Genomic DNA, 15467 nt, shown 5'->3' with positions numbered 1-15467 from the left:
ATGCGCGAGATGCTCACCGGCGGTGAACTCGACGTCCTCACCGGGGACTACCTCGCCGAACTGACGATGCTCATCCTCGGCCGGGACCGGCTCAAGGACCCGGGCGCCGGGTACGCCCGCACCTTCCTGCGGCAGCTGGAGGAGTGCCTGGGGCTCGCGCACGAGCGGGGCGTGCGGATCGTCGCCAACGCCGGCGGGCTCAATCCGGCCGGACTCGCCGACGCCGTACGGAAGCTGGCCGGCCGGCTGGGCCTCCCGGCGGTCCGGGTCGCGCACGTCGAGGGCGACGACCTCAAGGACCGCTACCCGGACAGCCTCGCCGCCCACGCCTACCTCGGCGGGTTCGGTATCGCCGCCTGTCTGCGGGAAGGCGCGGACGTCGTCGTCACCGGGCGGGTGACGGACGCGGCGCTGGTCACCGGGCCCGCCGTCGCGCACTTCGGCTGGGGACCGGAGGAGTACGACAAGCTGGCGGGGGCCGTCGTCGCGGGGCACGTGCTGGAGTGCGGGGCGCAGGCCACCGGCGGCAACTACGCCTTCTTCGGCGAGGGCGGCGCCACCCGCCCCGGCTTCCCCCTCGCCGAGCTGCACGAGGACGGCGGCAGCGTCATTACCAAGCACCCCGGCACCGGCGGCCTGGTCGACATCGGCACGGTGACGGCCCAGCTGCTGTACGAGACGGCCGGGGCCCGCTATCCGGGACCGGACGTCACCGCCCGCCTCGACACCGTACGGCTCACCCAGGAGGGTCCCGACCGGGTGCGGATCGACGGGGTACGGGGCGAGGCGCCGCCTGCGACGCTCAAGGTCGGCGTCAACCGCCTCGGCGGCTTCCGTAACGAGGTCGTCTTCGTCCTCACCGGGCTGGAGATCGAGTCCAAGGCGGCTCTGGTGCGGCGGCAGATGCGGGCCGCGTTCGCCACGGCCCGTCCCGCGCGCGTCGACTGGACCCTCGTGCGCACCGACCGGCCCGACGCCGACTCCGAGGAGACCGCGAGCGCGCTGCTGCGGCTCGTCGTGCGGGACCCCGTCCAGGAGAACGTCGGACGCGTGCTGAGCGGAGCCGCCGTCGAGCTGGCGCTCGCCAGTTACCCCGGCTTCCATGTGCTGGCACCCCCCGGGAAGGGCACGCCCTACGGGGTCTTCGAGGCGGCGTACGTCCCGCACACCGACGTCGGACAGGTGGCCGTCCTGAACGACGGCCGCCGGATCCCCGTGGCGCCGGCCCGCGACACCCTCGTACTCGACGGCGTTCCCGAGCCGCCGCTGCCCCGGCCGCTGCCCGAGGGGCCCGTGCGACGCGCCCCGCTCGGTCTGGTCGCCGGCGCCCGCAGCGGGGACAAGGGCGGGGACGCCAACGTCGGGGTCTGGGCCCGCACCGAGGACGCCTGGCGGTGGCTCGCCCACGAGCTGACCGCCGACCGGTTCCGGCAGCTGATCCCCGAAAGCCGTGAACTGGACGTCACCCGGCACACCCTGCCCCGCCTGCGCGCCCTCAACTTCGTCGTCGAGGGCATCCTCGGCGAGGGCGTCGCCGCCCAGCACCGTTTCGATCCGCAGGCCAAGGCCCTGGGCGAATGGCTGCGCTCCCGCCACCTGGACATCCCGGAGGCCCTCCTGTGACGGTCATCACCTCCACCCTGGACACCGCCGGCGCCGACTACCGGACCCACCGCGAGGCCATGCTCGCCAGGCTGGCCGATCTCGACACCGAGCACGCGAAGGCGATCGAGGGAGGCGGCCCGAAGTACGTCGAGCGGCACCGCGGGCGCGGCAAGCTCCTCGCCCGCGAGCGGATCGAGCTGCTCCTGGACCCCGACACGCCCTTCCTGGAGCTGTCACCACTGGCCGCCTGGGGCAGCGACCACGCGGTCGGCGCCTCCCTCGTCACCGGCATCGGGGTGGTGGCGGGGGTGGAGTGCCTGATCACGGCGAACGACCCGACCGTGCGCGGCGGTGCCAGCAATCCCTGGTCGCTGAAGAAGGCCCTGCGCGCCAACGACATCGCGCTCGCCAACCGGCTGCCCTGCGTCAGCCTGGTCGAGTCGGGCGGGGCGGACCTGCCGTCCCAGAAGGAGATCTTCATCCCCGGCGGCGCGGTCTTCCGCGACCTCACCCGGCTGTCCGCCGCCGGCATCCCCACCGTCGCCGTCGTCTTCGGCAACTCCACGGCCGGGGGTGCCTACATCCCCGGCATGTCCGACCACGTGATCATGGTCAAGGAGCGCGCGAAGGTGTTCCTCGGCGGGCCGCCCCTGGTGAAGATGGCGACCGGCGAGGAGAGCGACGACGAGTCCCTGGGCGGCGCGGAGATGCACGCGCGCGTGTCGGGCCTCGCCGACCACTTCGCCGTCGACGAGCGGGACGCCCTGCGCCAGGCCCGGCGCGTCGTGGCCCGCCTCAACCACCGCAAGGCGTACGCCGATCCGGGCCCGGCGGCTCCCCCCGTGTACGACCAGGAGGAGCTGCTCGGCATCGTGCCGGGGGATCTGCGCACCCCCTTCGACCCGCGCGAGGTCGTCGCCCGGATCGTCGACGCCTCCGACTTCGACGAGTTCAAGCCGCTCTACGGGACGAGCCTGGTCACCGGCTGGGCGACCCTGCACGGCTATCCCGTGGGAGTGCTGGCGAACGCCCGGGGGGTGCTCTTCAGCGAGGAGTCCCAGAAGGCCGCCCAGTTCATCCAGCTCGCCAACCAGCGCGACATCCCGCTGCTCTTCCTGCACCACACCACCGGCTACATGGTCGGCAAGGAGTACGAGCAGGGCGGCATCATCAAACACGGCGCGATGATGATCAACGCGGTGAGCAACAGCCGCGTGCCCCATCTCTCCGTGCTCCTGGGCGCGTCCTACGGCGCCGGCCACTACGGCATGTGCGGACGCGCCTACGACCCCCGCTTCCTGTTCGCCTGGCCCAGTGCCAAGTCCGCCGTCATGGGCCCGCAGCAGCTGGCCGGTGTCCTGTCGATCGTCGCCCGGCAGTCCGCGAGCGCGAAAGGACAGCCGTACGACGAGGACGCCGACGCCGCCCTGCGGGCCATGGTGGAGCAGCAGATCGAGTCCGAGTCCCTGCCGATGTTCCTGTCCGGGCGGCTGTACGACGACGGCGTCATCGATCCGCGCGACACCCGCACGGTCCTGGGCCTGTGCCTGTCAGCGATCCACACGGCGCCGTACGAGGGTGCGCGCGGCGGCTTCGGCGTCTTCCGGATGTGAGGGGTTCCATGATCGCGAGTCTTCTGGTCGCCAACCGGGGCGAGATCGCCTGCCGGGTCTTCCGCACCTGCCGTGACCTGGGAATCCGAACCGTCGCCGTGCACTCCGACGCCGACGAGAACGCCCTGCACGCGCGCGTGGCCGACACGACGGTACGACTGCCGGGCGAGGCGCCCGCCGACACGTACCTGCGCGGCGACCTGATCGTGCGGGCGGCCGTCGCCGCCGGCGCGGACGCCGTGCACCCCGGCTACGGTTTCCTCTCCGAGAACGCCGGCTTCGCCCGTGCCGTCCTCGACGCGGGCCTGCTCTGGATCGGCCCGCCGCCGGAAGCGATCGAGGCGATGGCGTCCAAGACGCGCGCCAAGGAACTGCTGGGCATCCCGTCGCTGCCGCAGGTCACCGAGGCCGACCTGCCGGTGCTGGTGAAGGCGGCGGCGGGCGGCGGCGGGCGCGGGATGCGGGTCGTACGACGGCTCGCCGACCTGGACGCGGAACTGGCCGCCGCCCGCGCCGAGGCCGCGAGCGCCTTCGGGGACGGCGAGGTGTTCGTGGAGCCCTATGCGGAGGGCGGCCGCCATGTCGAGGTGCAGATCCTCGCCGACACGCACGGCACGGTCTGGCCGCTGGGCACCCGGGACTGCTCCCTCCAGCGCCGCCACCAGAAGGTCGTCGAGGAGGCCCCGGCCCCGGGCCTGCCGGCCGCGCTCACCGAGGAGCTGTACGCGACGGCCGTACGCGCCGCGCGGTCCGTGTCCTACGCCGGCGCCGGCACGGTCGAGTTCCTCGTGGCCGACGGCAGGGCCCACTTCCTGGAGATGAACACCCGCCTCCAGGTCGAACACCCCGTCACGGAGGCGGTGTTCGGCGTCGACCTGGTCGCCCTGCAACTGCGGATCGCCGAGGGCGCCGCACTCGACGCCGACCCGCCGCTGCCGTCCGGCCACGCCGTCGAGGCCCGCCTCTACGCCGAGGACCCGGCGACCGACTGGACCCCCCAGACCGGCACCCTGCACCGCCTGGCCGTTCCGGAGGGCGTGCGCCTGGACACGGGCTACGAGGACGGCGACTCCGTCGGCGTCCACTACGACCCCATGCTGGCCAAGGTCATCGCCCACGCGCCCACGCGCGCGGAGGCCGTCCGCAAGCTCGCCGGCGCCCTGGAGAGGGCGACCCTGCACGGCCCGGTCACCAACCGGGACCTCCTCGTACGCTCCCTGCGGCACCCGGAGTTCACCACCGCCCGCATGGACACCGGCTTCTACGACCGCCACCTCGCGGACCTCACGAAGCCCGCCCCCGACCCGCACGCCCCGCTCGCCGCGGCCCTGGCCGACGCCCACGGCCGCTCCCGCTTCGGCGGCTGGCGCAACGTTCCTTCGCAGCCGCAGGTCAAGCGCTACGCGAGGGCGGGGGAGGAGACCGAGGTCCGTTACCGGCACACGCGAAAGGGCCTGGAGGCCGACGGGCCGCGGGTCGTCCACGCCGACGCGGGTCTCGTCGTCCTCGAAGTGGAAGGCGTACGGCGCACGTTCGAGGTCGCGCGCTACGACGACCAGGTGTACGTGAACAACACAGCCCTGACAGCCCTGCCCCGCTTCCCCGACCCGGCCGCCCACCTGGCCCCGGGCTCCTTGCTGGCCCCGATGCCCGGCACGGTCGTCCGCGTGGCCGAGGGCCTGGAGCCCGGATCCCCCGTACAGGCCGGGGACCCCCTCCTGTGGCTGGAGGCGATGAAGATGGAACACCGGATCACGGCTCCGGTGACGGGGACGCTGAGCGCCCTGGAGGTCCTTGCCGGCCAGCAGGTCGCGGTCGGCGCACTGCTGGCGGTGGTCAAGCCGGCGTAGGGGCGCGGGAACCGCGCGACCAGCCACGACGAAGCCCGCAGACGAAGGAGTCCCGTGAGCCCCGTGATCGAAACCGAAGAACACCAGGCCCTCCGCGCCGCCGTCGCCGCCCTCGGCACCCGCCACGGCCGCCACCACGACCGGGAAGCCCTCTGGTCCGAGGCCGGCGCACTCGGCTACCTCGGCGTCAGCCTCCCCGAGGAGTACGGCGGCGGAGGCGGCGGCATCACCGAACTCTCCCTCGTCCTGGAGGAACTCGGCGCGGCCGGCTGCCCGCTGCTCATGATGGTCGTCTCCCCGGCCATCTGCGGCACGGTGATCGCCCGCTTCGGCACCGGGGAACAGAAGCGCGCGTGGCTCCCCGGACTCGCCGACGGCACCCGCACCATGGCCTTCGGCATCACCGAGCCCGACGCCGGCTCCAACAGCCACCGCATCACCACCACCGCCCGCCGCGACCGGGACACCGGGGACTGGCTCCTCACCGGCCGCAAGGTGTTCATCTCCGGCGTGGACATCGCCGACGCCACCCTCATCGTCGGCCGCACCGAGGATGCCCGTACCGGCCGCCTCAAGCCGTGCCTGTTCATCGTCCCGCGCGACACCCCCGGCTTCACCCGCCGCCGCATCGACATGGAACTCACCGCCGCGGAGAAGCAGTTCGAACTCACCCTGGACGACGTACGGCTGCCCGCCGACGCGCTCGTCGGCGACGAGGACGCGGGCCTCCTCCAGCTCTTCGCCGGTCTCAACCCCGAACGTGTCATGACGGCCGCCTTCGCGATCGGCATGGGCCGCTACGCGCTCACGCAGGCGATCGCCTACGCCCGCGACCGCACGGTCTGGGACACCCCCATCGGCGCCCACCAGGCCATCGCCCACCCGCTCGCCCAGGCGCACATCGACCTGGAACTCGCCCGCCTGATGACGCGGAAGGCGGCCCACCTGTACGACGCGGGGGACGACGCGGGCGCCGGCGAGGCCGCCAACATGGCCAAGTACGCGGCCGGGGAGGCCTGTGTGAAGGCGGTCGACCAGGCCGTGCACACCCTCGGCGGCAACGGCCTCACACGGGAGTTCGGGCTCGCCTCGCTGATAACGGCGGCCCGCGTGGCTCGTATTGCTCCGGTGAGCCGGGAGATGATTCTCAACTACGTCTCCCACCAGACCCTCGGCCTGCCCAAGTCGTACTGAGCGGCGCCGTGCCGCGCGAGGAGGAACCGTGTTCCGCAGCGAGTACGCAGACGTCCCGCCCGTAGACCTCCCCATCCACGACGCGGTGCTGGGCCGCGCGGCGGAGTTCGGTGACGCCCCCGCCCTGATCGACGGCACCGACGGCACCACCCTCACCTACGACCAGCTGGACCGCTTCCACCGCCGGATCGCCGCCGCCCTGGCCGAGGCGGGCGTCCGCAAGGGGGACGTCCTCGCGCTGCACAGCCCCAACACGGTCGCCTACCCGACCGCGTTCTACGCCGCCACGCGCGCGGGTGCCTCCGTCACGACCGTGCACCCGCTGGCCACGCCGGAGGAGTTCGCCAAGCAGCTCACCGACTCCGCCGCCCGCTGGATCGTCACGGTCTCGCCGCTGCTGGGGACCGCCCGCCGGGCCGCCGAACTCGCCGGCGGCGTCCAGGAGATCTTCGTCTGCGACAGCGCCACCGGGCACCGCTCGCTCATCGCCATGCTCGCCTCGGCCGCCCCCGAACCGCGGGTCGCCATCGACCCGGTGACGGACGTGGCCGTCCTGCCGTACTCCTCGGGCACCACCGGCGTCCCCAAGGGCGTGATGCTCACGCACCGCCAGATCGCCACCAACCTCGCCCAGCTCGAACCCGCCCTGTCGGCCGGCCCCGGCGACCGCGTCCTCGCGGTCCTCCCGTTCTTCCACATCTACGGTCTGACGGCCCTCATGAACGGGCCCCTGCGCAACGGCGCCACCGTCGTCGTCCTGCCCCGCTTCGACCTGGAGACGTTCCTCGCGGCCATCCAGGACCACCGCATCACCGGCCTGTACGTCGCCCCGCCGATCGTCCTGGCCCTCGCCAAGCACCCGGCGGTCGCCCAGTACGACCTCTCCTCCCTGCGGTACATCATCAGCGCCGCCGCCCCGCTGGACGCGACGCTCGCCGCCGCCTGCTCGCAGCGGCTCGGCCTGCCGCCCGTCGGCCAGGCGTACGGCATGACCGAACTGTCCCCGGGCACCCACGTCGTCCCCCTGGACGCCATGGCCGAGGCGCCCGCCGGGACCGTCGGCAAGCTCATCGCCGGCACCGAGATGCGGATCGTGTCCCTCGACGACCCCGGCAAGGACCTCGGCATCGGCGAGGCCGGCGAGATCCTCATCCGCGGCCCCCAGGTCATGAAGGGCTACCTGGGCCGCCCCGACGACACCGCCGCGATGATCGACCCCGACGGCTGGCTGCACACCGGGGACGTCGGACACGCCGACGCCGGCGGCTGGCTGTTCGTCGTCGACCGGGTGAAGGAACTCATCAAGTACAAGGGCTTCCAGGTGGCCCCCGCCGAACTGGAGGCGCTCCTGCTCACCCACCCCGGCATCGCCGACGCCGCCGTCATCGGCGTCTGCAACGAGGACGGCAACGAGATCCCGCACGCGTACGTGGTCCGCCAGCCGGCCGCCACCGGCCTCTCCGAAGGAGAGGTCATGATGTACGTCGCCGAACGCGTCGCCCCCTACAAGCGCGTCCGTCACGTCACCTTCATCGCCGGGGTGCCGAGGGCGGCCTCCGGCAAGATCCTGCGCCGCCGGCTCCGGGAGCGCACATGAGGGCCCTGGTCGGGCGCACGCGCGCGCGGGGCGTCGAGACCCTCACCCTGGACTCGCCGCACCACCGCAACGCCCTCTCGGCGGCCCTCGTGGGGGAACTCGCCGCCGCCCTGGCCGACTGCGCGAAGGACACCGGCGTACGCGCCGTCGTCCTCACCCACACCGGCACCACCTTCAGCGCGGGCGCCGACCTGCGCGACCCCCCGCACCCGGACGCGCTGGTGGGCCTGCTGCGGCAGATCGTGGAGCTGCCCAGGCCGGTGCTGGCCCGGGTCACCGGGCACGTCCGCGCGGGCGGCCTGGGCCTGCTGGCCGCCTGCGACCTGGCCGCCGCCTCCACCGCGTCCACCTTCGCCTTCACGGAGGTCCGCATCGGCGTGGCGCCCGCGGTCGTCTCGCTGCCGGTGATCCCCCGCGCCGACCCGCGCGCCCTGGCCCGCTACTGCCTCACCGGCGAACGCTTCGACGCGGCCGAGGCCGCCCGGATCGGCCTGCTGACGGCGGCGGGGGACGACGTGGACGACGTCCTCGCACCCGTCCTCGACGGTCTGCGCCGCTCCTCCCCGCAGGGCCTGGCGGAGACGAAACGGCTGCTCACGGCTAGGGTGCTGGAAGCCTTCGACCGGGACGCGGCCGAGCTGACCGCGCTCTCGGCCCGGCTGTTCGCCTCCGCCGACGCCCGCGAGGGCATGACGGCCTTCCTCGAACGACGGGATCCGCCATGGGTGCTGTGAACACGGTCGACCGTGCGCCCAAGCAGGACCGCAGCCGGGCCACCCGGCAGCGGCTCCTGGAAGCCGCCGTGGCCTGCCTCGCCGCACACGGCTGGGCGGGCTCCACGGTCACCGTCGTCGCCGAACGCGCCGGCGTCTCCCGCGGCGCCGCCCAGCACCACTTCCCGACCCGCGAGGACCTCTTCACGGCGGCCGTCGAGTACGTGGCGGAGGAACGCTCCACGGCCCTGCGCGCCCTCTTCCCCGACGGCACGGCGGGCGACCGCCGCGCGGTCGTGTCCGCCCTGGTCGACCTCTACACCGGCCCCCTGTTCCGCGCCGCCCTCCACCTCTGGGTCGCCGCCTCCAACGAGCCACAGCTGCGCCCACGGGTGACCGAGCTGGAGGCCCGCGTCGGCCGCGAGACCCACCGGATCGCGGTGGAACTCCTCGGCGCCGACGAGTCCCGCCCCGGCGTCCGCGAGACGGTCCAGGGCCTGCTCGACATGGCCCGCGGCCTCGGACTGGCCAACCTCCTCACGGACGACGCCGGCCGCCGGGAGCGGGTGGTGGCGCAGTGGGCGGGGCTGCTGGACGGGACACTGGGCTGAGGCCGCCGTCGGCGGCCCGCCCCCGGCTCACGGACTGAGCCGCTCCACCCGCCAGCTCCCGTCCGCCTCCGCCACGTACCGCAACCGGTCGTGCAGCCGGTTCTCGCGGCCCTGCCAGAACTCCACCGACCGCGGGGCCACCCGGAAGCCGCCCCAGTGCGGCGGCACCGGCACCTGCTCGCCCTCCGGGTAGCGGGCGGTCAGCTCCGCGTACGACGCGTCCAGGCCGTCGCGGCCCGCGATCACCGAGGACTGCGCGCTGGCCCACGCGCCGAGCTGGGAGCCGTGCGGGCGGGTGCGGAAGTACGCGGCGGTCTCGTCGCGCCCGGTGCGCCGCGCGACGCCCGTGACGATGACCTGGCGGGCCATCGGATGCCAGGGGAACAGCAGCGCGACGTACGGGTTCTCCGCCAGGTCGCGGGCCTTGCGGGAGCCGTAGTTGGTGTAGAAGACGAAGCCCCGCTCGTCGAAGTGCTTCAGCAGCACGGTCCGGGAACTGGGCCGGCCCTCGGCGTCCGCCGTGGACACGATCATGGCGTTCGGCTCGAACAGACGGCCCTCCGTCGCGGCCTGCCGGAACCAGCGCGCGAACTGCTCCACCGGTGTGGCGGCCAGGCCGGTCTCGGCGAGTCCCTCCGCCCGGTACTGCGCGCGCATGGAGGCGGGATCGGGGGAGACGGTGTGTGCGTCGGTCACATGGTCATCCTGCCGTATCGCACACCACCGCACCGAAGGTGGCACTGAGTGCCGCGACCACTCCCCAAAGGTGGCACTCGGGGATATGGTGCAGTTGCCGTCCCGGTGGGTGACCGTCGGCCGTACGGGGCACAACCGGGGTGACCGCCAGGACCGCGAGTCCCGCACCGGACCGTGGATCCGCCGGCGCCATCCGTCGTACACATTGCGTCGTACCCATCACGTCGTACCCATCACGTCGTACACATCACGAGGAGCCGCCTGATGTCCGACTTCGTACCCGGTCTCGAAGGAGTCGTCGCGTTCGAGACGGAGATCGCCGAACCGGACAAGGAGGGCGGCGCCCTGCGGTACCGGGGCGTCGACATCGAGGACCTGGTCGGCCACGTCTCCTTCGGCAACGTCTGGGGCCTGCTCGTCGACGGCGCCTTCAACCCCGGCCTGCCGCCCGCCGAACCGTTCCCGATCCCGGTCCACTCCGGCGACATCCGGGTCGACGTGCAGTCGGCGCTCGCCATGCTGGCGCCCGTGTGGGGCCTGCGGCCGCTGCTGGACATCGACGCCGCCCAGGCCCGCGAGGACCTGGCCCGGGCCGCTGTCATGGCGCTGTCCTACGTCGCCCAGTCCGCCCGCGGGCCGGGCCTGCCCATGGTCCCGCAGCGCGAGATCGACAAGGCCCGGTCCGTCGTCGAACGCTTCATGATCCGCTGGCGCGGGGAGCCCGACCCCAAGCACGTGGCGGCCGTGGACGCGTACTGGACGTCGGCGGCCGAGCACGGCATGAACGCGTCCACCTTCACGGCGCGGGTGATCGCGTCGACGGGCGCGGACGTGGCAGCCGCGCTGTCGGGCGCCGTGGGAGCGATGTCCGGCCCGCTGCACGGCGGCGCCCCCTCCCGCGTGCTCGGCATGATCGAGGAGATCGAGCGGACGGGCGACGCTGAGGCCTACGTCAAGCAGGCCCTCGACAAGGGCGAACGCCTCATGGGCTTCGGACACCGCGTCTACCGCGCCGAGGACCCGCGCGCGCGGGTGCTGCGCCGCACCGCCCGCGAACTCGGCGCGCCCCGCTTCGAGATCGCCGAGGCCCTGGAGAAGGCGGCTCTCGCGGAACTCCACGCCCGCCGCCCCGACCGCGTCCTCGCGACCAACGTCGAGTTCTGGGCCGCCATCGTCCTCGACTTCGCCGAGGTCCCGGCCCACATGTTCACCTCGATGTTCACCTGCGCCCGCACCGCGGGCTGGTCGGCCCACATCCTGGAACAGAAGCGCACCGGCCGCCTGGTCCGCCCGTCGGCCCGCTACATCGGCCCGGGCACGCGCGACCCGCAGGAGATCGAGGGGTACGGCGGCATCACGGGCTGAGCCCCGCCGAGCCCGGCGGAGCCCCGCACGCAGACGACCCGCGAACTCGGGTCCCTCCGCCTCACGGCGGAGAAGCCGGCCGGACGTACCGGCGAGCTCGCGGGTCGGGTGACTGCGTTGGGATTGGGCCGGCTGCGTGTGTCTCGCACACGCTGGTCCGGCACCGCACTCGGTGTGGTGACGGGCCGCTTAGCCCGCAGCCACCTCGCGCGTCCGGGTTTCACTCATGTACCCGATCACCTCCTTTCCTGCGTGAGTCACACCTTAGGAACCGCTCGGGCACGGATCAACCGGTTTTCCGGAAGTCGACCGAAGGGCGGACTGACGGGAAGACCCGAGGGAAGACGATCCGGGGATCGACCTGCGGCGGGAGCTGTCCGCGGGGTAGGAGTGGTGCGACGGAGCGATTTTGGGCCACAACGATTTTCTCCATCTTGTGGGAACCCGGTGTGTGCTGGGTCACGTTCCAGTTGAATGATGGTGAGTGAGCGAACCGACGTGCGGTACGCGCGGACGCGGCAGCCTGCAGGGGGTCCAGGTGAGTGCTTCCCGGCGTAGTGGGACCACCGACGAGATCGGGCCGGACGAGCCCGAGCGGGACGGTCCGGAGGGCTCGGACGGCTCGGATCTGCTGGCCGCGCTCCTCGACGGGATGGACGCGGCCCTGTGCGCCTTCGACGCGGACGGGGTGGTGACCCACTGGAACCGCGAGGCGGAGCGGATCCTCGGGTGGACCGCGGACGAGGCCGTGGGACGGCACGGCTTCGCCGGGTGGGCGGTGCGCAGCGCCGACGCCGAGGACGTCGAGGGACGGCTGCTGTCCGTCATGCACGCGCCCGGCCGCCAGGTGCACGAGTTCGCCCTGCTGACCAAGGACGGCGGGCGGGTGCTCGTCCGGACACAGTCGGCGGCCGTGCGCGGACCCGACGGGAAACCGGCCGGCGTGTACTGCGCGTTCAGCGAGGTGCACACACAGATCGACCTGGAACGGTCCATCGCCCTGAGCGAGGCGCTGTTCGAGGACGCGAGCTGGGGTGTCGTGCTCGTCGACGTCGATCTGCGGCCCGCCGTGGTCAACGCGCACGCGGCCCGGGCGCTCGGCATCGGGCGTACGTCGGTGCTGGGGCGGCCCCTCGGGGAACTGCTCGCGCAGGGCGTGGAGGAACTGGAGAGCGCGCTCACCCATGTGCTGGCCGAGGGTGCGCCGCCGGCGCCCGCCGAGATCTGGGTGAGCGTGCGGACTCCGGACGGCGAGAAGCGGCGCTGCTGGCGCTGCGGGTTCGTCCGGCTGGCCTCGCCGCTCGCGGAGGAGCCCGTCCCGCTGGGCGTGGGCTGGCTCTTCCAGGACGTCACCGAGGGCAAGCAGGCCGAGCAGGAGGCGTCGCTGCTGCGCTTCCGCACCAACCAGCTGCACCGGGCGGCGCGGGCCGCCGCCGAGTGCGAGGACCCGCGCGAGGCGGCCGCCGTCCACCTGGACTTCGCGCTCGCCGGCTTCGCCGACCACGCGCTGATCGACCGGGTGGCGGGCGGCACGGTGGCCGACGGGGAGGCGACGGGGCCGCTGCGGCTGGTGCGGATCGCCGCGACGCCCTCCGGCGCGCCCGGACCGAGCCTGCTGACCGGAGAGGCGGGCCTGCCGGTGCGCTACCTGGAGGGGCACCCGGCGCTGCAGTGCGTGGAGCGGATCGGGTCCGTGCGGGCCAGCGCGGGGGCCGCCCCGGCCGAGGAGGCGCGCGGGTGGGCCCTGGCCCGGCAGTGGCCGCAAGACGCGGTGCACGCGCTGTGCGCGGTGCTGCGGAGCCGGGGGCGGACGCTGGGCGTCGTGACGTTCCTGCGGGGATCCGGCCGGAGCCAGTTCGAGCGCGGCGACGCGGTGTACGCGGAGGACGTGGCCGTACGGATCGCCGGAGCGCTGGACCTGGGCGAGACGCTGGGGCGCGGGTAGGAACGCCTTCCGGGGCTGAGAGCAGCCGGTCCGGCGTGTGAGGACGAGGCCCCTTCAGGGCCGAAGCGGGGGTCTGGGGGCGTCGGCGCAGCCCCCAGGGACCGGACGGGAAGGGGAGGCGGGGGCCGGGGCGGGGGCGAAAACCGCTTTGACTGGCTGAGGCCCGGCGCCGGCGGTGGTCTCAGCGCCGGTAGAAGATGCGGTCGCCGTACTTCTCGAACACCCGCCCGTTCCACTCGTGCCCTCCGTCGACGTTGCCCGAGCGCAGGAGCGGCGGCTCGACGCCCTGGGCGGCCAGGGTGCCGGCGGCGGTGGCCATGACCGCCTGGAGGAGGGCCGCCGTGACGACCGTGGAAGCGGGGGCGAAGGGGGCCGGGACGGTGTCGAGGGCGAGTTCCGCGTCGCCGACGGCGATCTTGGAGTCGAGGACGACGTCGCAGTGGTCCTTCAGGTACGTGCCGGAGACATGGCGGGACGTCGTCTCCGAGGCGTACGCCACCGACGTCACGCCGATGACCCGCACGCCCAGGGCACGGGCGCTCACGGCCATTTCCACGGGCAGCGCGTTGCGGCCGGAGAGGGAGACGATCACGAGGGCGTCGCCCGCGCGGAGCGGCGAGCAGTCGAGCACGGCGCTCGCGAGGCCGTCGACGCGCTCCAGGGCCGAGCCGAGGGTGGCCGGCATCACGTCGACGCCGACGACGCCGGGGACGGCCAGCAGGTTCATCAGGGCGAGACCGCCCGCGCGGTAGACGACGTCCTGCGCGGCGAGCGAGGAGTGACCGGCGCCGAAGGCGAACAGACGGCCGCCGGAGATCACGGTGTCCGCGAGCAGGTTCCCGGCCGCCTCGATGGACGCGGCCTCCTCGTCCCGCACCCGCCGCAACAGGCCGATCGCGGCGTCGAAGAACTGGCCGGACAGCGTGCCGTCGCTCATGCGGGCCCCTTCGGAGCGTCAGGTGGATCGATCGGAGCGTCAGGTGGATCGAGGTGAGGTCTGTGCCGCGGATCACGGTGCGGTCTGGACCAGTGGGATGTCAATACGGCCGCAGATCCCCCGCGTAACCTCTCGGTTTCCACGGCGCGGCACGGTTGTCCGTGGTATCCGGCAGAATTGAGTCCAGGGCCAGCGCACGAGCCGGGAAGCTGTCGTGCTTCCGGCAGATCTCATCAAGGGGCACGTATGTCCGGACTGATCGACACCACGGAGATGTATCTCCGCACCATCCTCGAGCTGGAGGAGGAAGGTGTGGTCCCCATGCGCGCCCGGATCGCCGAGCGACTCGACCAGAGCGGCCCGACCGTCAGCCAGACGGTGGCGCGGATGGAGCGTGACGGCCTCGTGTCCGTCGCCACCGACCGCCACCTGGAGCTCACCGACGAGGGCCGCCGGCTGGCCACGCGCGTGATGCGCAAGCACCGCCTCGCCGAGTGCCTGCTCGTCGACGTGATCGGCCTGGAGTGGGAGCAGGTGCACGCCGAGGCGTGTCGCTGGGAGCACGTGATGAGCGAGGCCGTCGAGCGGCGCGTTCTGGAACTGCTCCGGCATCCCACCGAGTCGCCGTACGGCAACCCGATCCCCGGCCTGGAGGAGCTCGGCGAGAAGGACGGCGCCGACCCCTTCCTCGACGAGGGCATGGTGTCGCTGGCCGACCTCGACCCGGGCCTGGAGGGCAAGACGGTCGTGGTGCGCCGGATCGGCGAGCCGATCCAGACGGACGCCCAGCTGATGTACACCCTGCGCCGGGCGGGCGTGCAGCCCGGCTCGGTGGTGAGCGTGACGGAGTCGGCGGGCGGTGTGCTCGTGGGCAGCGGCGGCGAGGCGGCCGAACTGGAGTCGGACGTCGCCTCGCACGTGTTCGTCGCCAAGCGCTGAGCCGGGCGCCGCGTGCGGGGGCGCGGCACCGGCCGCGCGAACTGCGCCGATGCCCCGAGCGGCAGTCAACTCGTGGGGGAGAGGAGGCACTTGTGGCCTTCCGGCGATGTCGTCGAATCCGAGATTCAGTATGCCGAATCGCAGCGCCCGGACGCTGCGCGTGCGAGGCTGTCGCGTGAGGCATATGACCTGAGGGGCTCTTGGCGCCGGTCGGCAGCGATGCCGGTTCGGCCGGGGAGGGGGCGGGGACGATGTGCCGTGAGCGTGGAGAGGGCCCCGGCGCCGTGTGGCGCCGGGGCCTGTCCTCCCCTGTGCTGACCCGGAGCCCCGAGCTCTCAGGGTCATCCCCTGCGGACCGATGTCCCCGAGCGGTCCGCCTCCCGCTGAAGATCTCCCCTCGGT

Annotated in this window: 12 protein-coding genes; 10 read left to right on the top strand and 2 right to left on the bottom strand. The window is 73.2% G+C overall.

The genetic code is table 11. From position 1 onward, the window contains the following. From ACWD0J_RS00695 to ACWD0J_RS00665, 7 genes are all read left to right on the top strand, one after another. A complete protein-coding gene (locus tag ACWD0J_RS00695) occupies nucleotides 1–1623 on the top strand; it encodes an acyclic terpene utilization AtuA family protein (RefSeq protein ID WP_451493639.1) in 1623 nt (540 codons plus the stop codon). After that, nucleotides 1578–3218: an acyl-CoA carboxylase subunit beta gene (locus ACWD0J_RS00690; RefSeq protein WP_451493514.1), complete on the top strand. Its 1641-nt coding sequence runs from the start codon at nucleotides 1578–1580 to the stop codon at nucleotides 3216–3218. The genes ACWD0J_RS00695 and ACWD0J_RS00690 overlap by 46 nt, the downstream gene beginning before the upstream one ends. Before the next feature lie 8 nt (nucleotides 3219–3226). After that, complete coding sequence (locus ACWD0J_RS00685) at nucleotides 3227–5068, top strand: ATP-binding protein (RefSeq protein WP_451493513.1); 1842 nt, start codon at nucleotides 3227–3229, stop codon at nucleotides 5066–5068. 66 nt (nucleotides 5069–5134) lie between these two features. Then, the gene (locus tag ACWD0J_RS00680) at nucleotides 5135–6262 is read left to right on the top strand and encodes an acyl-CoA dehydrogenase family protein (protein WP_451493638.1); all 1128 of its coding nucleotides are present in this window, start codon (nucleotides 5135–5137) and stop codon (nucleotides 6260–6262) included. A gap of 28 nt (nucleotides 6263–6290) precedes the next feature. Next, nucleotides 6291–7859, top strand: coding sequence for a 4-coumarate--CoA ligase family protein (locus tag ACWD0J_RS00675; protein ID WP_451493512.1), 1569 nt, complete (start codon nucleotides 6291–6293; stop codon nucleotides 7857–7859). Continuing rightward, nucleotides 7856–8593: an enoyl-CoA hydratase family protein gene (locus ACWD0J_RS00670; RefSeq protein WP_451493511.1), complete on the top strand. Its 738-nt coding sequence runs from the start codon at nucleotides 7856–7858 to the stop codon at nucleotides 8591–8593. The genes ACWD0J_RS00675 and ACWD0J_RS00670 overlap by 4 nt, the downstream gene beginning before the upstream one ends. Continuing rightward, entirely contained in the window at nucleotides 8581–9183 is a 603-nt protein-coding gene (locus tag ACWD0J_RS00665) for a TetR/AcrR family transcriptional regulator (protein ID WP_451493510.1), read from the top strand. The genes ACWD0J_RS00670 and ACWD0J_RS00665 overlap by 13 nt, the downstream gene beginning before the upstream one ends. 27 nt (nucleotides 9184–9210) lie before the next feature. Here ACWD0J_RS00665 and pdxH read toward each other — a convergent pair whose 3' ends face one another. Further along, the gene (gene pdxH / locus ACWD0J_RS00660) at nucleotides 9211–9840 is read right to left on the bottom strand and encodes a pyridoxamine 5'-phosphate oxidase (protein WP_451493637.1); all 630 of its coding nucleotides are present in this window, start codon (nucleotides 9838–9840) and stop codon (nucleotides 9211–9213) included. A 303-nt stretch (nucleotides 9841–10143) separates the two neighbouring features. Between pdxH and ACWD0J_RS00655 the strand changes: the two genes are divergently transcribed. After that, nucleotides 10144–11244: a citrate synthase 2 gene (locus ACWD0J_RS00655; protein ID WP_451493509.1), complete on the top strand. Its 1101-nt coding sequence runs from the start codon at nucleotides 10144–10146 to the stop codon at nucleotides 11242–11244. A gap of 538 nt (nucleotides 11245–11782) precedes the next feature. Beyond that, nucleotides 11783–13189 (top strand): PAS domain-containing protein, encoded by a 1407-nt coding sequence (locus ACWD0J_RS00650; RefSeq protein WP_451493508.1) that lies wholly within the window; start codon nucleotides 11783–11785, stop codon nucleotides 13187–13189. Nucleotides 13190–13370: 181 nt separating this feature from the next. On the opposite strand, the gene ACWD0J_RS00645 is transcribed toward ACWD0J_RS00650, so the two are convergent. After that, entirely contained in the window at nucleotides 13371–14126 is a 756-nt protein-coding gene (locus tag ACWD0J_RS00645; protein ID WP_451493507.1) for an SIS domain-containing protein, read from the bottom strand. 246 nt (nucleotides 14127–14372) lie between these two features. On the opposite strand from ACWD0J_RS00645, the gene ACWD0J_RS00640 reads away from it, so the two are divergent. Next, a complete protein-coding gene (locus ACWD0J_RS00640; RefSeq protein WP_451493506.1) occupies nucleotides 14373–15065 on the top strand; it encodes a metal-dependent transcriptional regulator in 693 nt (230 codons plus the stop codon). The last annotated feature ends 402 nt before the right edge of the window (nucleotides 15066–15467 follow it).

The organism is Streptomyces sp. NPDC003011 (assembly GCF_053591515.1).
The sequence above is the reverse complement of the archived record's forward strand: the minus strand, read 5'-3'. Positions and strand labels throughout refer to the sequence as shown.